The following is an 18,322-nucleotide window of genomic DNA, read 5'->3' as shown; positions in this document are numbered from 1 at the left end:
CCGACAAGGGTGAGTGGGTATGACAGGGGCGGCAGCGGCACCAGGGGCACCGGTGGTGGTGCTGGGCATCGAGTCCTCCTGCGACGAGACCGGCGCGGGACTGGTCAGGGACGGCGTGCTGCTCGGGCAGGCGGTGGCGTCGTCGATGGACGAGCACGCCCGCTACGGAGGGGTGGTGCCGGAGATCGCCGCCCGGGCCCACGTCCACGCGATGGCGCCGGTGGTCCGGGAGGCCCTGGACCGGGCCGGGCTGACCCTGGCAGACGTCGGGGCCGTCGCGGTGACGACCGGTCCGGGGCTGGCCGGGGCCCTGCGGATCGGGGTCGCCGCCGCCAAGGCCTACGCCTTCTCGCTCGGCGTCCCGCTGTACGGGGTGCACCACCTCGCCGGGCACGTCGCCGCCGCGACCCTCGACGGCGGGCCGCTGCCCGACCCGTGCGTCGTGCTGATCGTCTCCGGCGGGCACACCTCGCTGCTGCTGGTCCGCGATCTCGCCCGGGACCCGATCGTCCACCTCGGCGACACCCTGGACGACGCGGCCGGCGAGTGCTTCGACAAGGTCGCCCGGATCCTGGGCCTCCCCTACCCCGGCGGTCCGGCCGTCGACCGCACCGCCCGCACCGGCGACCCGGCGGCGGTACGGCTGCCGCGCCCGCTCACCGGGCCGCACGACGACCCGTACGCCTTCTCCTTTTCCGGCCTCAAGACCGCCGCCGCCCGCTGGGTCGAGTCCCGGTCCGAACCGAACGTCCCGGACGCGGCGGCCGCCCTGCAGGAGGCGATCGCGGACGTGCTGACCCGCAAGGCGGTGCGGGCCTGCACCGACCACGGGATCGACACCCTGGTGGTGGTCGGCGGGGTCGCGGCCAACTCCCGGGTGCGGGCGCTCGCCGAAGAGCGCTGCGCCGCGGCCGGCATCACCCTTCGGGTGCCGCCGCTGCGGCTGTGCACCGACAACGGCGCGATGGTCGCGGCGATCGGGGACCTGCTGGTCCGCGCGGGCGCCGAGCCCGCGCCCGCCGGGCTGTCGGTGGACCCGTCGGCACCGCTGGAGTTCGCGGCGCTCAGTCCGGTTCCGTTTCCGGTTCCCGCCCCGGTGCCGGTGCCGGTGCCGTAGGCCGGACCTGCCGGTTCGTGGGATCAGTGCTGCTTCGGCGGTTCGAGGATCAGGACGGCGGGGGTGGTGGCGGGGGCGGCGAGGCGGAGGAGGCCGTGGCCGATGCCGGCCAGGCCCACCATCAGGGAGGGGCTGTGGGCACCGTGCGGCAGGCCGCAGGTCCAGCCCCGGTCGTCCAGGGCGTCCAGGGCGGCGCGGGCCCGGTGCCGGGTGGCGGTCTGCCAGCGGTCACCGGCGCGGTGGAGGGCTTCCAGGTTGCCGAGGTCGCCGTGGCAGAGCGAGGAGTTGTGGCCGAAGCCGTCCCGGAGGACGGTGTCGAGGGCGGTGTCGCGTTCCGTGAGGAGCAAGTCCCGCTGGTCGGGGAGGAGTTCGGCGAGGGAGGTGCGGGCCAGGGCGATGCCCGAGGCGCCGTGGCACCACAGCGCGGGGTAGGAGGGGGCGCCGTCGTCCTCGCGGACGTCCCGCCAGTTGCCCTCGGTGGCGTCGAACAGGGTGCGCTCGTACTCGACCGCGCTGAGGGCGAGTTGGGGTAGGCGGGGGTCGCCGAGGCGGTGCCCGGCGCGGGCCAGGGCCCAGGCGATGCCCGAGCCGCCGTGGGCGAAGCCGGCCAGGGGGCGGGTCGCGGTCCCGGCGAGGGCGGCGGGCAGCCAGCCGGTGCCGCCCTCGGGGTGCGGGGCGGCGGCCCGGACGAGCCGTTCGGCGCAGGCGGCCAGGGCGTCGGTGACGGCGGGACCGGGGCGGACGGCCTCCCAGGCGAGCAGACCGCCGATGGTGCCGGCGCCTCCGGCGAGCAGGTCGTACTGGGTGTCCTCGGCAACGGTGGCGGTGACACGGTCGAGCACGAGGGCGCCGAGCGCGTCGAGTTCGGGGTCCGGGTGGTGGGCGGCGAACTGGGCGAGCGCGTACAGTACGCCGCCGGTTCCGGACAGGCCGCCGCCGAGCCGGTCGGCACGCCGCCGGATCTGGTGACGGAGCGTCAGTTCGGCCGCGCGGGCGGCATCCCGGTGCGACCGGTCACCGGTGGCCAGGGCCAGCTGATGGAGGAAGAGGGTGATGCCCGCGGTGCCGCTGTACAGGTCCGGGCCGAGTTCGGCGGGGGCCCAGCGGCCGGGCGGTGCCCAGTTGGGACCGGCCCAGGCGAGGTCGGCGCTGCCGCGGTAGGCCTCGCTGAGCAGCTGTTCACCGGCTTCGACGGCCTTGCCGAGAGCGCGGTCGGCCAGGTTGTCCCCCGGTTCGACGGGTGCGCCGGAACGGGCCGTGGCGACCGCCCGGCCGGGTTCGCGCGCCCCGTCCGCGGTGGTCACCGAGAGCCGCAGCAGCTGGAGTTGGCGGGTGAGGTCGTCCTCGCCGAGGGCGTCCGCCTTGGCGAGCGCGAGTTCGAGCGCGGGCCGGTCGGTGACGCCCGGGACCGGTGCGCCGGTGGACGAGCGGGCGTCGACGCTGTCGGGGCGGATGGTGAAGACGGGCACGTCGCCGCGCCACAGGTCGGCGCGCTCGTGTTCGACGAAGGCGAGCGTCTGCTCCTCCCAGCCGACCAGCGCCCAGAGCCGGTCGAGGTGGCGGTCCTGGTCGAGGGCGTCGCGGAGCAGGTCGGGGTGGCAGGCGGTGTTGAGCAGGGTGCGGTACTCGAAGGTGTCGCGGCGCAGCAGCCTCGTCTCGTCGGCCGCGAACGCGCTGATCATCTTGCGGAGTTGGGGCTTGTCGGCGGCGAGCAGCCGGTAGGCCTCGGTGAAGCCGGCCTCCAGCTCCGCCAGGTGGTCGGCCGGTCGCAGCGGACGCCCGGCCGGTACGGGCCGGCTGCCGGGGGCTTCGACGGGCATCCTCCGGTACTCCAGCCGCAGTTCGTCCGTTCCCTGGTTGACCAGGACGGGCACGGGGCGGGGCGGGAGGCCGGCCGGGTCCCACCCGAGGGCGGAGATGTCGGCGCCGCCGTTGCCCTCGTCCCACATGCGCTCGGGGAGCAGGCCGGAGCGCAGCACCGAGTGCCGGGCCTGGTGGCGGGCGAGGCGCTCGGATTCGGACAGGTCCTTGGCGGGCTCGTGGAGGTCGGGGTGGAGGAGGGCCTCCAGGTCGATGAGGACGGGCTGGTCCCGGACGGCGAGCAGGTTCTGGGCATGGCAGTCGACCGCGTCGAGGACGTACATCAGCGCGGCGAGGGCGCCGGCCCGGTGGTAGAAGGCGCGCAACTCGTGTTCGTCCGCCGCTGGTTCGGCGGTGACGTGGGCCACCCAGCCGTAGCCGTCGCCGGCCAGGTGGGCGAGGTCGCGCAGGGGCAGGCGCAGCTGCGGGTTGAGCCACTGCAGGATCTGCTGGAAGTGGGTCTCGGCGCCGAGCGGCCGGGGCTTGTAGACGACTCGGACGCCGTGCTCGAAGCGCAGCGAGCTGACGGTGGCCCCGCCGCGGTGCGGGTCGCCGAGGCCGGTGGCGAGTTCGGTGAGCCGGCCGAGCGGGCGGCCGTCGGCGAAGGTGCGGGCGAGGGCGGGCAGGTCGGTGGCGAGGCGGCCGAACAGGGTGAGGGTGGTGCCGGTCCACTGTTCGGCGAGGGTGGTGAGGCGCAGGGCCAGGACCGGGTACTCGGCGAGGAGGCGGAGCGCCTGTTCGGGTCGGGTGAGCCGGTCGAGGAAGTCGCGGTAGCGCCGCTCGGGGGTGTCGGCGGTCAACTCGCCGCTCAGCCGGGCGACATGGAGTTCGGTGATGACCGTCCGGGTGGCCATCCCGTGAGCCGTGGCGGTGAGCGCGGGCAGGGCGAGGGCGGCCAGCTCCTCGGGGGTCCCGAGGGACGGGGCGTCCAGCGCGGCGAGTCCGGCGCGCAGGCGGTCGCGGGCGGCGGCGAGCAGTGGGGCGACGAGCCGGGCGAACTCGTGCTCCTCGGGGACGTCCAGGGTGCCGGGCCGCTCGAACGCGGCGGCGAGGCGCTCGGCCCACGGGTGGGTGTCCAGCCGGGCGGCGAGTGCGTCGGGGTGCTCGGCGAGGAGGGCGTGGACGGCGTCCGGGTCGAGTCCGTCGGACGCGAGGCGGCGGGCGAACCAGTCGGCCCGGTCGAACGGCGCCTGGGTCCGCCAGCGCTCCAGCTTCCGGGCGGCGCGTTCGCTGCGGTCCTCGTCACCGGTGCCGGCGACCGCCGGGTGGAGTCCTTCCGTCGCCCGGCCCCGGGCGTTCAGCGGGACGGCCCGGGCGGCAGCCCGTAGGAATTCGGACGTGTCGACCACGGGGCGGTGCTGCCTCTCTGGAATGCACGGGTTGCACAGGTTGCACGGGTTGCGCCGGTAACGGGGGTAACGCGGTGACGCGGGTAACGGGGTAACGCGGTGACGCGGGTATCGGTGGTGACACCGAGGGCCCGTCCGGCACGGCCCCCGAACCGGCCGCACGACCGGTTCGGGGCCGACACCGGACCCGGGCTCAGTAGCTGCAGACGCGACCGCAGCTGGACCAGCCGTCACACGTGCTGTTGAGCACCGCGGCGGTGACGTAGAGCTCGTCCGCGAGCTCCCCGGCCGGGTGGACCTGGTGGCCCTGGCCGAGGGTGAGCCGGAAGTCCTCGTCCTTGAGTGCGCGAACCTGCTCAGCCGTGGGCTGCATGCTGCCTCCTCCAAGCGTTCGGGTCTGGCACGGGTGTGCCGGTTCCGGATCTTGGCAGCGCCGCCCGGGGCACACCATAGGCATGCGCACCACCTGCCCTTCTTTCGGCCAGGATCGAAATAGCGCCCGCCCGACCGCGCCGACCCCGTTCTCCCAGGCCGCGTCCGGTGCCGGCCCCCTGCGGCCCGCCGTCCGATCGTTCGGGCGATCCCACACCTGGCCGGAATACGGGTGGTGCGCCCGAGGTGAACCGCGGCGGTGGTTTGAACCGGTCGTTCCTGTGGCAGCAGCTCGCATCCAGGGGTCACGATGGACTCCCCGACCCCCGAACCCCCGACCCCCAAACCCCGGACCCCTGGTGCCGAACCCCCGGCCTCCAACCTCCAAGCGCCAACCCCCAGCCCGATCGGAGTGCGATGAGCGAGCAGCGCAACCTCGTCCTGCTGACCTTCCCCGACACCACCACCTGGCGCTCCGCCTTCGAGGCGGCGCAGCACCTGCCGGGCCTGCACGCGGTCGCGGCCCTGGAGCGCAGCTCCGACGGCGTGCTGGAGGTGCGGGACACCTTCACCCGCGGGGCCGGCGTGGCCACCGTCGGCTCCGGTGTGCTGGGCGGCCTGGTGGGCCTGCTCGGCGGGCCGGTCGGGGTGCTGCTGGGCTTCACGGCGGGCGCCGCGCTGGGCAACGCGGCCGAGGAGCGGTACGCGACGGAGGCCGGCGCCGCGATGATCGTGCTGTCGCCCCGGGTGCCGGACGGCGGGGCGCTGCTCGCCCTCGACGTGCGGGAGTCCTCGCCCGGCCCGGCGGACGGGCTGGCCGCCGAGCACGGGGCGGTGCTCGACCGGATCGACGAGCACACCTTCGCCGAGCAGGTCCGGGCGGCAGAGAAGAAGGCCGAGGGGAAGGCCGAGGGGAAGAAGGCCGAGGAGCGCAGGGAGGGCTGAGGGGCTCAAGCCATCCGGCGGAGCACCGGCACCGCGCCCCGCCGACCTGTTCGCCGTCAGGCCGTGCAGCAGCGGTGTCATCCCTCCGGTGTAGTCGACCGGTGTACGGGCTGCCGCCGATCGCGGGGCTGTCCGGGGCAGGGGCCGACCGCGACAATGTCCCGGTGATCAACCACCCCGCAGTGCGACGGCTGCTGGGCGGCGGAGCGGGCAGCCCGGCTCCCCCGCCCCGGCCGACCCGGCGCGGCCAGGCCTTCGACCTGGCCCTGGCCCTGTTCCTCTCCTACACCTGCGGCCGTTACGCCACCGTCGCGGCCGGTACGCACGGCGCTCACGGCGCTCACGCCACGCCGCCCGGCGCCACCTGGCACGGGCTGTTGCTGCTGGTGCCGCTCGTCCCGCTGCCGCTGGCACTGCGCCGGCGCCACCCGCTGGCGGTGCTGTGGACGGTGCTGCCGGCCGCGCTGCTGGTGCGGGGGCAGCACGAGGACATCGCGTTCTGGGAGGGCGTGGTGGTGATCGTCGCCGCCTACGGCGCGGCCGCGTACGGACGCCACTCGAAGGCCCTGCTGCTGAGCCTGTCGGCCGCCGCCGGCACGCTCGTGGTGCTGTTCGACATGGCCAAGCTGCCGCACTTCCCGAACGGGGTGGTCGCCCTGCTCGTCCTGGTGCCGGTGTTCGCGGTCGCCCACGAACTGCGGATGTGGCGCCGCCGGTTGGAGGAGGAGCGGGAGCGGCTGTCCGCGCTGGAACGCGCGCAGCTGGCCGCGCTGCAGCGCGCGGTGGAGCACGAACGGGCCCGCATCGCCCGGGAGCTGCACGACGTGGTGACCCACAACGTGAGCATGATGACGATCCAGGCCGGAGCCGCCCGCAAGATCCTGGACACCGCCCCCGACAGGGCCCGGGAGGCGATGGTCGCGGTGGAGTCCGGCGGTCGGGCGGCGATGACCGAACTGCGGCAGGTGATGGGCCTGTTGACCATCGACTCGGACACCGGGGAGGACGACCCGGCGGCGAGCGCCGACCTGAGCCCGCTGCCCGGCCTCGGGAGGCTGGACGCCCTGGTCGAGGGCGTCCGCCGGGCCGGGCTGCCGGTGGAGCTGACCGTACGCGGGGAGCGTCGGGCCGTCCCGCCCGGGGTCGAGCTCGCCGCCTACCGGGTCGTCCAGGAGGCGCTGACCAACACCGTCAAGCACGCGGGCGGCGCCGACGCGGAGGTGACCGTCGACTACGCCCCCGACCACCTGCGGGTGGAGGTCACCGACACCGGCGGACGCCCCACCGGTGCGGCCGCCACCGGCAACGGACGCGGCCTGCTCGGGCTGCGCGAACGCCTCGCCGTCTACGGCGGCACCCTGCACGACGGCGCCCGGCCGCACGGCGGTTACCGCGTCACGGCCTCGATACCGCTGGAGAGTCGATGAACGAGCAGCCCCTGCGCGTGGTGGTCGCCGATGACCAGGCACTGGTCAGGATCGGGTTCCGGCTGATCCTGGAGTCCGAGGGGATCGAGGTGGTCGCCGAGGCCGAGGACGGTGAGCAGGCCGTCGCCGCCGTCCGCCGGAGCAGACCGGACGTGGTGCTGATGGACATCCGGATGCCGGGCCTGGACGGGCTGGAGGCCACCCGGAGGATCCTCGCCCGCGGTACGGAGAACCCGCCCCGGATCATCATCCTGACCACCTTCGACCTGGACCACTACGTCTACGCGGCGATGGCCGCCGGGGCGAGCGGCTTCCTGCTCAAGGACGTCACCCCGGAGCACCTGGCCGCCGCCGTCCGGCTGGTCCGCACCGGCGACGCGCTGCTCGCCCCGGCGATCACCCGCCGCCTGGTCGAGCGGTTCGCCCGCCCGGCCGCCCCCGACGCGGCCGCCCCGCACCGGGAGCTGGCCACCCTCACCCCGCGCGAGCTGGAGGTGATGGGGCTGCTCGCCCGCGGCCTGAGCAACGCCGAACTGGCCGCCCGGCTCCAGCTGTCCGAGGCGACGGTGAAGACCCATGTGGCCCGGATCCTGGGCAAGTTGGGGCTGCGGGACCGGGCCCAGGTGGTGGTAGCGGCGTACGAGACCGGGCTGGTCAGCGTGGGAACGCCCGGAACGCCGTAGGCCGTGGAGACGAACGGGAGCCCGGGGGCTGGTCGGCACCCCGGGCTCCCGTTCACCTCACGGAGGTCACACCAGGTCGAAGCGGTCCGCGTTCATGACCTTGACCCAGGCCGCGACGAAGTCCTCCACGAACTTCTCCTTGGCGTCGTCGGCGGCGTACACCTCGGCGACGGCGCGCAGTTCGGAGTTGGAGCCGAAGACCAGGTCGGCCCGGGTGCCGGTCCACTTGACCTGCCCCGAGGCGTCCAGGCCCTCGAAGGTGTGGGCGTCCTCCGAGGTGGACCGCCAACTGGTGCCCAGGTCCAGCAGGTTGACGAAGAAGTCGTTCGTCAGCACGCCCGGGGTCTCGGTGAGCACGCCGTACGAGGACTGCTGGTGGTTGGCGCCCAGCACGCGCAACCCGCCGACCAGGACGGTCATTTCGGGAGCGCTGAGGCCCAGCAGGTTGGCCTTGTCGAGCAGCAGGAACTCGGCCGGAAGCCGGTTCCCCTTGCCGACCCAGTTGCGGAACCCGTCCGCCCTGGGCTCCATCGCGGCGAAGGACTCGGTGTCGGTCAGCTCCTGCGACGCGTCCACCCGGCCGGGCGCGAACGGCACCTCGACGGCCAGACCGCCCGCCCTGGCGGCCTGCTCGATGCCGACGCCGCCGGCCAGCACCACCAGGTCGGCCAGCGAGACCTGCTTGTCGCCCGCCTGGGCGTTGAAGTCCCGCTGCACGCCCTCCAGGGCCCGCAGCACGCCCGCCAGCCGGTCGGGCTCGTTGACCTCCCAGCCGGCCTGCGGCTGGAGCCGGATCCGGCCGCCGTTGGCGCCGCCGCGCTTGTCGCTGTTGCGGTAGGAGGAGGCCGCGGCCCAGGCGGTGGAGACCAGCTCGGAGACCGAGAGGCCGGTCTCGGCGATCCGCCGCTTGAGGTCGGCGACGTCCGCCGCGCCGATCTGCTGGTAGGAGACGGTCGGCAGCGGGTCCTGCCAGAGCAGCTGCTCGCTCGGCACCTCGGGGCCGAGGTAGCGCACGACCGGGCCCATGTCGCGGTGGGTGAGCTTGAACCAGGCGCGGGCGAAGGCGTCGGCGAACTCCGCCGGGTTCTCCAGGAAGCGCCGGGAGATCGGCCCGTACACCGGGTCGAAGCGCAGCGACAGGTCGGTGGTGAGCATGATCGGGACGTGCCGCTTGGTCGGGTCGTGGGCGTCCGGCACGGTGCCCTCGCCGGCGCCGTCCTTCGGCTTCCACTGGTGGGCGCCGGCCGGGCTCTTGGTGAGCTCCCACTCGTAGCCGAACAGCGTCTCGAAGAAGCTGTTGTCCCAGCTGGTCGGGGTGGGGGTCCAGATGCCCTCCAGGCCGCTGGTGATCGCGTCGCCGCCGACGCCGGTGCCGAAGCCGCTCTTCCAGCCGAGGCCCATCTGCTCCATCGGCGCGTCCTCCGGGTCCGGGCCGACGTTGTCCGCCGGGCCGGCGCCGTGGGTCTTGCCGAAGGTGTGGCCGCCGGCGATCAGCGCGACGGTCTCCTCGTCGTTCATCGCCATCCGGTAGAAGGTCTCGCGGATGTCGCGGGCGGCGGCGATCGGGTCCGGGTTGCCGTTGGGGCCCTCGGGGTTGACGTAGATCAGGCCCATCTGGACGGCGGCCAGCGGGCTCTCCAGCTCGCGGTCGCCGGTGTAGCGCTCGTCGCCCAGCCAGGTGGTCTCCGGGCCCCAGTAGACGTCCTCGTCCGGCTCCCACTCGTCGACCCGGCCGCCGCCGAAGCCGAAGGTCTCGAAGCCCATGCCCTCCAGGGCGACGTTGCCGGCCAGCACGATCAGGTCGGCCCAGGAGATGTTGCGCCCGTACTTCTTCTTCACCGGCCAGAGCAGCCGGCGGGCCTTGTCCAGGCTCGCGTTGTCGGGCCAGCTGTTGAGCGGGGCGAAGCGCTGCTGGCCGCCGTCGGCGCCGCCGCGGCCGTCGCTGATCCGGTAGGTGCCGGCACTGTGCCAGGCCATGCGGATGATGAAGGGGCCGTAGTAGCCGAAGTCGGCCGGCCACCAGGGCTGCGAGGTGGAGAGCACCTCCTGGATGTCCCGCTTGACGGCCGGGAGGTCGAGGGCGTTGAACGCCTCGGCGTAGTCGAAGTCCGCGCCGAAGGGGTTGGCCACGGCGGGGTTCTTGGCGAGGATCTTCAGGTTCAGCCGCTCCGGCCACCACTGGCGGTTCCCGCCGCCCTGGGTGGGGTGGAGCGCGCGCCCGTGGTTGACCGGGCAGCCGCCCGCGCTCGCCTCTACGCCGGTTGCATCGTGGTTCTCAGACATGGGAATCCTTCCCTACAAGGCGGATCACGGTGTCTATCTGCTACCTACGGCACCTACTGCTATTGCCCAGGCTAGCGCCGGAGCCGATCCTACGATGGACGGAATCCAAGTCAAGAAAGACACCAAACCCATATCCGGTCGGGAAGCGGACCGCAGCGGATGTCGATTGGTAAACTCCGGTCTTCCCCGTGACCTGAATAGGTGAACCGTATGAGTGACCTGCTGGAGCGGCTGCGCGAGCGCGGCTGGCGCCTCACCTCCCAGCGGCGTGTCGTGGCGGAGGTCCTGGACGGCGAGCACGTGCACCTGACCGCCGACGAGGTGCACGCCCGCGCGGCCGACCGCCTGCCGGAGATCTCGCGCGCGACGGTCTACAACACCCTCGGCGAACTGGTCACCCTCGGCGAGGTCATCGAGGTGTCCACGGACGGGCGCGCCAAGCGCTACGACCCCAACGCCCACCGACCGCACCAGCACCTGGTCTGCACCGGCTGCGGCGCCATCCGCGACGTCCACCCCGTCGGCGATCCGCTCGCCGACCTCCCGGCCGAGCAGCGCTTCGGCTTCGCCGTCTCGGGGGCCGAGGTCACCTACCGGGGGCTCTGCCCGGCCTGCGCGGGCTGACCGCTTCCGGCTTCCGGCTTCCGACTTTTGGCTTCCGGCCTCCGGGGGCGCCGGTGGCCTTCCGGGATTGAACCAGGATGTGTAGTGTCCTGGTTGTGCGCATGGGCGAGGGAGTCGAGTGGGGCCTGCACTGCTGCCTCACGCTGGCCTGGCTGGGCGACGAACACCCCGTGCCGACGGCCCGGCTGGCCGCCTGGTTCGACCTCCCGCCCGCCTATCTGACCAAGCGCCTACAGGCGCTGGTCCGGGCGGGCATCCTCAGCTCCACGCCCGGCGCCCGGGGCGGCTTCCGACTGGGACGGCCGCCCGGGCAGATCACCCTGATGGACGTGGTCGCCGCCATCGAGGGCCCGGAGGAACTGTTCCGCTGCACCGAGATCCGGCAGCGCACCGAGGGCGCGGCGGCCGCCGCTGACGACTTCCGCCGCCCGTGCGGAGTGTCGACCGCGATGCGCCGTGCCGAACTGGCCTGGCGGCGGGAGCTCGCCGGGCGGACCGTCGCCGACCTGATGGCGGAGGCACCGGCCGGGGCGGCGGAGCGCACCCGGCGGACCTACGCGCGTCTGACCGGCTGAAACGAACCCGATCCCTTCCCGGTTTCTTTCCGAGGAGAACCTGGATGTCCGATGTCCTGATTTCCGGCGCCCCACCACGACCGGCCACCACCGGGCTGTCCTCCACCCTCGTCCTCGCGCTGGGCACCTTCGCCGTCGGGACGGACGCCTTCGTGGTGGCCGGCTTCCTGCCGTCGATGGCCGGGGACCTCCACGTCTCCCCGGCCACGGCGGGCCAGTCGGTCACCGTCTTCGCCGCCGCGTACGCCCTGCTCTCCCCCGTCCTGGCCACCCTGCTCGCCCGGCTCCCCCGCCGCACCCTGCTGACCGCCGCGCTCACCACCCTCGGCCTCGCCAACCTCGGCTCGGCACTCGCCCCCTCCATGGCGGTCCTGCTCGCCTCCCGGGTGGTCGCGGCCGTCGGCGCGGCGGCCTACACGCCCAACGCCGGAGCCGTCAGCGCCTCGCTGGTCCGGCCCGAACTGCGGGCCCGCGCCCTGGCCGTGGTGATCGGCGGGCTGACCGCCGCGACGGCGCTCGGCGTACCGCTCGGCAACGCCGCCGGGCACTGGTTCGGCTGGCGCACCGCGCTCGGGGTGGTGGCCGGGCTCTGCCTGCTGGTGGCCCTGGTGCTGCGCACCGTCATGCCGCAACTGCCGGGCAACGCCCGGGTACCGCTGCGCACCCGGCTCGCCGTGCTGCGGCGGCCGGCCGTCCTCGCCGTCCTGCCGCTCACCGTCCTCGGCATGGGCGCGAGTTACACCGCGTACGCGTACAGCGTGCCGGTGCTGGGCGCGGTCGGGGTGCCGGAGCGGTCGGTGCTGTGGATGCTCTTCCTGTACGGGCTGGGCGCGGTCGTCGGCAACCTGGGCGCCGGGTGGGCGACCGACCGCTTCGGCTCGCCGGCGGTCCTGACCGCCGGCTACGCGACCATGGCGGCCGCGCTCGGGGCGCTGGCATGGCTGGCGGCCCTGAACGGGCGAGTCGTTCCGCCGGTCGGGCTGTTGGTGCTCCTCTGGGGCGCGAGCAGCTGGTGCCAGACGCCGGCCCAGCAGCACCGGCTGATCGAAGCCGCCCCGCAGGAAGCCCCGTTGGTGGTGTCGCTCAACTCCTCCGCGATCTACGTCGGGATCGGGCTCGGCACCCTGCTCGGCGGCGCGACGCTCGGCTCCGGGGCCGGCGCGGTGTACGGGCTGGGCGCGGGCCTCGCGGTGCTGGCGCTGGGCTTCCTGCGGTGGACCGCTCGGAGCACCGGCTGACCGGTCGGTGCGGGGTGAGGGCCCGGGAGCCGCCGCGGACCTCCGGGCGGAGGGCCCGCCGGGGTCAAGCGAGTACACCCGCGGCCCCGGGTCCGGGGCACCCGCGGAGCCGCCCTTCAGGGCCGGGGCCCAGCTGCCCCTGCTTCAGGACCGCCCCGCCGGCGCCAGCGGACGCGCAGGTCCTTCAGGCCGTTCTGGAAGTTGGAGACGAGTCGCTGCGGGGGCGGGCCCGGGGCGAGTTCCAGGCCGGGGAGTTCCGTGACGATGCGGCGGAGCAGGGCCGTCAGCTGGATCCTGGCCAGCCGGGCGCCCACGCAGAAGTGCGGGCCGAAGCCGAAGCTGACGTGGTCGTTGGGGCTGCGGGCGAGGTCGAGGCGGTCCGGGGCGGGGAAGACCGCCTCGTCCCGGTTGGCGGAGGCGTGGTAGACCACCACCTTGTCGCCGGCGCGGATCCGCTGCCCGGCGAGTACCACGTCCCGGGCGGCCGTGCGCCGGAACTCCAGCACCGGCGGCCAGAACCGGAGCAACTCCTCCACCGCCGAGCCGATCAGTTCGGGCCGACGGCACAACTCCCGGTACTGGTCGGGGTGCTGGAGGAGGGAGTACAGGGCGCCGGGCAGGCCGTTGCGCAGGGTCTCGTTCCCGGCGACGGCGAACAGGAAGAACATGGTCTCGAACTCGCCGGTGTTCAGGCCCGCTTCCAGCATCCGGGCGACCATGCTGCCCGGCGGGGGCTGTTCGGCGAGCGCGTGGGCGTAACCGAACATGTCGGAGAGGGCGGCGCGGGAGCGCGGGTTGAGCGGGCGGCCGTCGACGGTGGTGAGGGCGCCGGGGCGCCGGGCGAGCGCGGCGCGGCCCAGGTCGGTGAGCCGGGCCGGGTCGGCGGTGCTGGACCGGGCGTGGTCCGGGTCCTGGTAGCCGATCACCCGGTTCGACCAGTCGACCAGCAGCTGCCGGTCCTGGTCGGGCACCCCCAGGATGCGGGCCAGCGTCCGGACCGGCAGGTCGGCGGCGACCGGTACGAAGTCGGCCTCGCCCAAGGGGCGGACAGCGGCGACGAGTTCGGCCGCGCGCCGCTCGATGGCAGCGGTCAGCTCGTGCAGCGCGCGCGGGGTGAAGGCGGCGGCGACGGCCCGGCGCAGCCGGGAGTGGTCGGGCGGGTCCTGGTTGAGCATCATGGTGCGGGCGAAGGCCAGGTCGGCCGGGGTGTCCGGGTCCCGGATCTGGGTGGCGCCGAGGTGCGAGGAGAAGTCCTCCGGGCTGCGCAGCACGTGCTTCACGTCCGGGTGCCGCAGCACCGCCCAGTAGCCGGGCCCGGCCGGCCACTCCCCCACCGCCGGCTCCTCCACCCAGCACACCGGCGCCTGCGCCCGCAGCTCGCGGAACAGCCCGTACGGCACACCCTCCGCGTACGTCTCCGGCCGGAAGATCCGGTTCACCCGCGCCTGGTCGAAGCCCATGGCTGCCGACCGTACGCCGCCGGTCGGCGGCCCGCCAGAACCCGGGACGTCGCGGTTGCAGCGATCGGCGGCCGGAATCCCGTAAGGTCGGCCAATGGCGAAGTACTTCGACGTGCACCCAGAGTCCCCCCAGCCGCGCACCATCGGCACCGTGGCCGACAGCGTGCGGTCCGGGGCGCTCATCGCGTACCCGACCGACTCCTGTTTCGCGCTCGGCTGCCGACTGGACAACCACGAGGGCCTGGAGCGGATCCGCTCGATCCGGCGCCTCGGCGAACGCCACCACTTCACCCTGATGTGCGAGGACTTCGCCCAGCTCGGGCAGTTCGTCCAGCTGGACAACTACGTCTTCCGGGCCGTCAAGGCGGCGACACCGGGCAGCTACACCTTCATCCTGCCCGCCACCAAGGAGGTCCCGCGCCGACTGCTGCACCCGAAGAAGAAGACGGTGGGTGTCAGGATCCCCGACCACGCCGTCACCCGGGCGCTGCTGGCCGAACTCGGTGAGCCGCTGGTGTCCAGTACCCTGATCCTCCCCGGCGAGGACGAGCCGATGACCCAGGGGTGGGAGATCAAGGAGCGGCTGGACCACGTGCTGGACGCGGTGGTGGACTCCGGCGACTGCGGCACCGAACCGACCACGGTCGTCGACTTCTCCGGCGGTGAGGCGGAGATCGTCCGGCGCGGGGCGGGCGACCCGTCGCGCTTCGAGTGAGGGTGGCGGCGCCGGTCTCAGCGGTGGCGGAGGTCCACGAAGGCCCCCGCCAGGCCGCCGAGCGAGACGGCCGGGATGGCCGACGCGTCCCAGGGCTGACCGGCCGCCGTTCCCGAGATCACCACCAGGGCGGCGACGGCGATGCCCGTCGCCCGCGCCGGAGCCGAGCGGGGGACCAGCCGCAGGGGCTTGCCGTTTCGCCGTTGTCGGGCCAGTTTGATGACGAGCAGGAGTACTGCGACCGCGAGCAGCGGCGGCGTCATGCCGTGGGTCATGGCGCCAGGATGTCATGGACGGTGAAGAGTTGTTCGAGTTGGGCGGGGTCGTCGGTCCGGAACACGGCCGTCTCTACGGAGAGTTGGAGGTCAGGGCCGCGCAGCCATTCGGCGAAGGCGCGGTACGGGGCGCTCTGTTCGTCCCAGAAGGCGTTCGAGGGGGCGAGTCCCCCGGCGAGGGCGAACTCGTGCAGCCGCTCCACGGCCGTCGGGGTCGCCAGGCGGGCCCATTCTGCTAGCCGGTCGCCGGTGCCGTCCGGGTCGGCGGCGGCGAGGGCGCAGAGGACGGACTCGGCGTCCCACCACTCCTCGGCGTTGTGGAGGGCGTCCGACCAGAGCGCGGCCAGGAGCCGGCGCAGGTACCCGGCCTCCGGCCAGTCGTACCAGCCGGCCTGGGCGAGCTTGATGCCGACCACTTCCAGGTCGGGGACGGAGAGTTCGCCGGTCAGCACGAGCTGGAGGATGCGCGGGGCGAAGTAGCGGAAGTCGCCGGGCGAGCCGACGGTGTTCAGCGCCGAGGTGGCGTAGCGCGTCAGCTCGTCCGGCCCCAGCCGCTCGCGCGGGGTGCGCAGGAGGGTGTCGATCCCGTCCGGCGGGTGGCAGCACGGGCACGCGTCGATGCCAGTGGGGCGCGGGGCCGTTGCGAAGGCGGCGGGGAGCCCGTGGATGAGGTGCTGCAGTGCGGTGCCGTCCGTGGTGGACGCCATTCGACACGCCCCTCTCAGTGGCTTGCCGACCAGCTGAGCAGCAGGCGCAGGGCGTCGTCGGAGGGGGTGCCTGGCTCGGCGGTGTAGGTGATGAGGGCCTGGTCGGGGTCGTCGGCGGGGCGGAGGGTGTCGTAGCTGAGGTCGAGGAGGCCGGCGACGGGGTGGTGGAAGCGTTTGCGGCCGGAGGTCTTGTCGGCGACCGGGTGTTCAGCCCAGTAGGTGTTGAACTCACGGCTTCCCAGGCAGAGTTGGCCGATCAGTTCGGCGAGGCGGGGGTCGTCGGGGCGGCGGCCGGCCTCCAGGTGGAGGAAGGCGACGTTCTCCCGGGCGCAGGTGGCCCAGTCGGCGAAGAGGTCGCGGGAGGCCGGGTCGAGGAAGGTGATGCGGGCGATGTTGCGGTGTTCGGGCGGGAGGGCCCCGTAGTCGCCGAAGACGGCCGACGCGGCCCGGTTCCAGGCCAGGATGTCCATCCGGTGGCCCATCACCACGGCCGGGACGTGGTCGAGCCGGTCGAGCAGGCGCAGCAGGGAGGGGCGGGGCTGCTGGCGCGCCGCGGGGCGGCGGCGGGTGCGCCCCGCGGGGCGGGCGAGGCGGTGGAGGTGACCGGACTCGTCGGGGGCCAGACGCAGGGCCCGGGCCACGGCGTCCAGGACGGCTTCGGAAGGGTTGCCGACGCGGCCCTGTTCGAGGCGGGTGTAGTAGTCGACGCTGACCCCGGCCAGGTGGGCGAGTTCCTCGCGGCGAAGGCCGGCGACCCGTCGGCGGCCGCCGTAGTCGGGAAGGTCGACGTCCTCGGGCCGGAGCCCGGCCCGGCGGGTGCGGAGGAAGTCGCTGAGGGCGGTGGTCGGGTTCACGGAGACGATTCTGTCCCCCGAACCCGTTTCCGTGCCTGGTCCTGCCAGGGCCAGGCACGGGAACGGGGAACGGGAACGGGGACGGGGGACGGGGGACGGGGGACGGGGGACAGCCTCGGTCTCAGCCCGCGGCCTCGGCCCCGGCGTCAGCCCCGGTCTCGGCCTCAGCCGGTGAGCGACGGGAAGGCGGGGACGAGGCCGCCGTCGATCACGAGGTCCTGCCCGGTGATGTATCCGGAGCGCTCGGAGAGCAGGAAGGCGACGGCCTCCGCGACGTCCTCGGCCCGCCCCAGCCTGCCCAGCGGGACCTGGGCGCGGATCGGCTCGTGGTCGGCCGGGTCGGGGACGGCGGCGTGGAACATCTCGGTCACGACGTAGCCGGGGCTGACCGAGTTGACCCGGATGCCGCGCCCCGCGAGTTCGGCTCCGAGGGTGCGGGCGAGGCTGAGGACACCCGCCTTGCTCGCCGCGTAGGCGGCCGCCCCGGGCAGTCCGCGGTGCGGGGTCCAGGAGGCGTTGAGGACGACGGAACCACCGCCGGCCGCTTCCAGCAGGGGCAGGGCGTACTGGACGGTGAGGAACACGCCCTTGAGGTTGGTGTCGAGGATCCGGGCGAAGTCGGCCTCGCCGACCTCCTGCACCGGCTGGAACCCGGCGACGCCCGCGTTGGCGAAGACGCCGTCGAGCTTGCCGTACCGCTCACGGACGGTGTCGGCGAGGCGGGCGAGGTCGGCGGGCACCGTCACGTCGGCGCGGACGGTGAGCAGGCGCTCCTCGGCAGCGGCGAGGTCCTCGGCGGCACGGAACAGTCGGGCGTCGTCACGCCCGGTGATCACGACCCGGGCGCCGGTGGCGAGGAGGAGGCGGGCGGTGGCGAGACCCATGCCGCTGGTGCCGCCGGTGACGAGGACGGTGGGGTGGGAGGTGGAGTGGGACGTGGAGTTCATGGCCCCACCCTCACGGCGGTCGCCGGGGCGGTACCAGGCCCCGGCCGACCCGGGGTGTGCCAGGACCACCCTCGGGGACGAATCGGGACCGGATCGGGAACAGATCGGATCACCGCCGGGTTGGGCCATGGCGACGAGCTTGCGGCACACCCGAACAGCGAGGGCTTTCCCATGAAGATCGGCATCATCGGTGCGGGCAACATCGGCGGCAACCTGACGCGGCGTCTGACCGCGCTCGGACACGAGGTCTCGGTGGCCAACTCGCGCGGACCGGAGTCGCTGAAGGCGCTGGTCGAGGAGACGGGCGCGAAGGCGGTGACGGCCGCCGAGGCGGCGAAGGACGCGCAGGTCGTGGTGGTGACGGTGCCGCTGAAGAACGTGCCGGACCTGCCCCCGGGGCTGCTGGACGGCGCCGCCGAGGGCGTGGCGGTGATCGACACCGGCAACTACTACCCCCAGGAGCGGGACGGCCGGATCGACGCGATCGAGGACGGCGGGCTGACGGAGAGCCGCTGGACGGAGCAGCACCTCGGCCACCGGGTGGTCAAGGTGTTCAACGGCACCTACGCGCAGGACCTGCTGGAGCGGCCCCGCCCGGCCGGTGACCCGGAGCGGCTGGCCGTCCCGGTCGCCTCCGACGACGAGGCCGCGAAGCGGGTCGTACGGGCGCTGGTCGACGAGTTGGGCTTCGACACCGTGGACGCGGGCGGCATCGACGACTCCTGGCGCCAGCAGCCGGCCACCCCGGTGTACGGGCTGCGCGCCGGGGTCGAGGCCGTGGAGCGGGCGCTCGCGGAGGCGTCCCCGGAGCGCCCGGCGGCCCACCGGGCCTGAGGACCGTCGGACCGGGCCCCGGGCGGCGCGGCCTGCGCGCCGCCGGGCCCCGGTCGG

At 74.1% G+C, this 18,322-nt stretch carries 17 protein-coding genes; 9 read left to right on the top strand and 8 right to left on the bottom strand.

Features of this window, described 5'->3' with window-relative positions:
* The first annotated feature begins 19 nt into the window (after positions 1–19).
* Entirely contained in the window at positions 20–1,117 is a 1,098-nt protein-coding gene (gene tsaD / locus ACIRVF_RS14465) for a tRNA (adenosine(37)-N6)-threonylcarbamoyltransferase complex transferase subunit TsaD (protein WP_402816631.1), read from the top strand.
* Between the two features lie 23 nt (positions 1,118–1,140).
* Here the strand turns inward: tsaD and ACIRVF_RS14460 are convergent, their stop codons facing one another.
* Both ACIRVF_RS14460 and ACIRVF_RS14455 read right to left on the bottom strand, forming a co-directional pair.
* Positions 1,141–4,326 (bottom strand): type 2 lanthipeptide synthetase LanM family protein, encoded by a 3,186-nt coding sequence (locus tag ACIRVF_RS14460; protein WP_402816629.1) that lies wholly within the window; start codon positions 4,324–4,326, stop codon positions 1,141–1,143.
* A gap of 193 nt (positions 4,327–4,519) precedes the next feature.
* Entirely contained in the window at positions 4,520–4,699 is a 180-nt protein-coding gene (locus tag ACIRVF_RS14455) for a hypothetical protein (RefSeq protein ID WP_030279901.1), read from the bottom strand.
* 416 nt (positions 4,700–5,115) lie between these two features.
* Here ACIRVF_RS14455 and ACIRVF_RS14450 point away from each other — a divergent pair, with 416 nt between their 5' ends.
* The 3 genes from ACIRVF_RS14450 to ACIRVF_RS14440 all read left to right on the top strand — a co-directional run bounded on the left by ACIRVF_RS14450 (position 5,116) and on the right by ACIRVF_RS14440 (position 7,753).
* Positions 5,116–5,643 carry a hypothetical protein gene (locus tag ACIRVF_RS14450; protein WP_402816627.1) on the top strand — a complete coding sequence of 176 codons (528 nt, stop codon included), beginning with the start codon at positions 5,116–5,118 and terminating at the stop codon, positions 5,641–5,643.
* A gap of 164 nt (positions 5,644–5,807) precedes the next feature.
* On the top strand, positions 5,808–7,070 hold the full coding sequence (locus tag ACIRVF_RS14445) for a sensor histidine kinase (protein ID WP_402816625.1): 1,263 nt from the start codon (positions 5,808–5,810) through the stop codon (positions 7,068–7,070).
* Entirely contained in the window at positions 7,067–7,753 is a 687-nt protein-coding gene (locus tag ACIRVF_RS14440) for a response regulator (protein WP_402816623.1), read from the top strand. Before ACIRVF_RS14445 ends, ACIRVF_RS14440 begins: the two co-directional genes overlap by 4 nt.
* 66 nt (positions 7,754–7,819) lie before the next feature.
* Here ACIRVF_RS14440 and katG read toward each other — a convergent pair whose 3' ends face one another.
* Positions 7,820–10,036, bottom strand: coding sequence for a catalase/peroxidase HPI (gene katG, locus ACIRVF_RS14435; protein WP_402816621.1), 2,217 nt, complete (start codon positions 10,034–10,036; stop codon positions 7,820–7,822).
* Between the two features lie 210 nt (positions 10,037–10,246).
* Here katG and ACIRVF_RS14430 point away from each other — a divergent pair, with 210 nt between their 5' ends.
* The 3 genes from ACIRVF_RS14430 to ACIRVF_RS14420 all read left to right on the top strand — a co-directional run bounded on the left by ACIRVF_RS14430 (position 10,247) and on the right by ACIRVF_RS14420 (position 12,473).
* Entirely contained in the window at positions 10,247–10,660 is a 414-nt protein-coding gene (locus ACIRVF_RS14430) for a Fur family transcriptional regulator (RefSeq protein ID WP_402816619.1), read from the top strand.
* A gap of 101 nt (positions 10,661–10,761) precedes the next feature.
* Positions 10,762–11,235, top strand: a complete 474-nt coding sequence (locus ACIRVF_RS14425; RefSeq protein ID WP_402816617.1) for an RrF2 family transcriptional regulator — start codon at positions 10,762–10,764, stop codon at positions 11,233–11,235.
* A 44-nt stretch (positions 11,236–11,279) separates the two neighbouring features.
* Entirely contained in the window at positions 11,280–12,473 is a 1,194-nt protein-coding gene (locus tag ACIRVF_RS14420) for an MFS transporter (protein ID WP_402816615.1), read from the top strand.
* A gap of 116 nt (positions 12,474–12,589) precedes the next feature.
* Here ACIRVF_RS14420 and ACIRVF_RS14415 read toward each other — a convergent pair whose 3' ends face one another.
* Complete coding sequence (locus ACIRVF_RS14415) at positions 12,590–13,933, bottom strand: cytochrome P450 (RefSeq protein ID WP_402816613.1); 1,344 nt, start codon at positions 13,931–13,933, stop codon at positions 12,590–12,592.
* A 94-nt stretch (positions 13,934–14,027) separates the two neighbouring features.
* Between ACIRVF_RS14415 and ACIRVF_RS14410 the strand changes: the two genes are divergently transcribed.
* Positions 14,028–14,648, top strand: coding sequence for an L-threonylcarbamoyladenylate synthase (locus tag ACIRVF_RS14410; RefSeq protein ID WP_402816611.1), 621 nt, complete (start codon positions 14,028–14,030; stop codon positions 14,646–14,648).
* Positions 14,649–14,665: 17 nt separating this feature from the next.
* Here the strand turns inward: ACIRVF_RS14410 and ACIRVF_RS14405 are convergent, their stop codons facing one another.
* The 4 genes from ACIRVF_RS14405 to ACIRVF_RS14390 all read right to left on the bottom strand — a co-directional run bounded on the left by ACIRVF_RS14405 (position 14,666) and on the right by ACIRVF_RS14390 (position 17,431).
* Positions 14,666–14,923, bottom strand: coding sequence for a hypothetical protein (locus ACIRVF_RS14405; RefSeq protein ID WP_402816609.1), 258 nt, complete (start codon positions 14,921–14,923; stop codon positions 14,666–14,668).
* Positions 14,920–15,630, bottom strand: a complete 711-nt coding sequence (locus ACIRVF_RS14400; RefSeq protein ID WP_402816607.1) for a hypothetical protein — start codon at positions 15,628–15,630, stop codon at positions 14,920–14,922. Before ACIRVF_RS14400 ends, ACIRVF_RS14405 begins: the two co-directional genes overlap by 4 nt.
* 14 nt (positions 15,631–15,644) lie before the next feature.
* Positions 15,645–16,484 (bottom strand): helix-turn-helix domain-containing protein, encoded by an 840-nt coding sequence (locus ACIRVF_RS14395; protein WP_402816605.1) that lies wholly within the window; start codon positions 16,482–16,484, stop codon positions 15,645–15,647.
* A gap of 164 nt (positions 16,485–16,648) precedes the next feature.
* On the bottom strand, positions 16,649–17,431 hold the full coding sequence (locus ACIRVF_RS14390; protein ID WP_402816603.1) for an SDR family NAD(P)-dependent oxidoreductase: 783 nt from the start codon (positions 17,429–17,431) through the stop codon (positions 16,649–16,651).
* Positions 17,432–17,602: 171 nt separating this feature from the next.
* Here ACIRVF_RS14390 and ACIRVF_RS14385 point away from each other — a divergent pair, with 171 nt between their 5' ends.
* Complete coding sequence (locus ACIRVF_RS14385) at positions 17,603–18,265, top strand: NADPH-dependent F420 reductase (protein WP_402816601.1); 663 nt, start codon at positions 17,603–17,605, stop codon at positions 18,263–18,265.
* Positions 18,266–18,322 lie beyond the last annotated feature (57 nt).

This window comes from Kitasatospora sp. NPDC101157 (assembly GCF_044768255.1).
Lineage (GTDB): Bacteria > Actinomycetota > Actinomycetes > Streptomycetales > Streptomycetaceae > Kitasatospora.
This window is presented reverse-complemented; position numbering and strand designations above follow the sequence as displayed.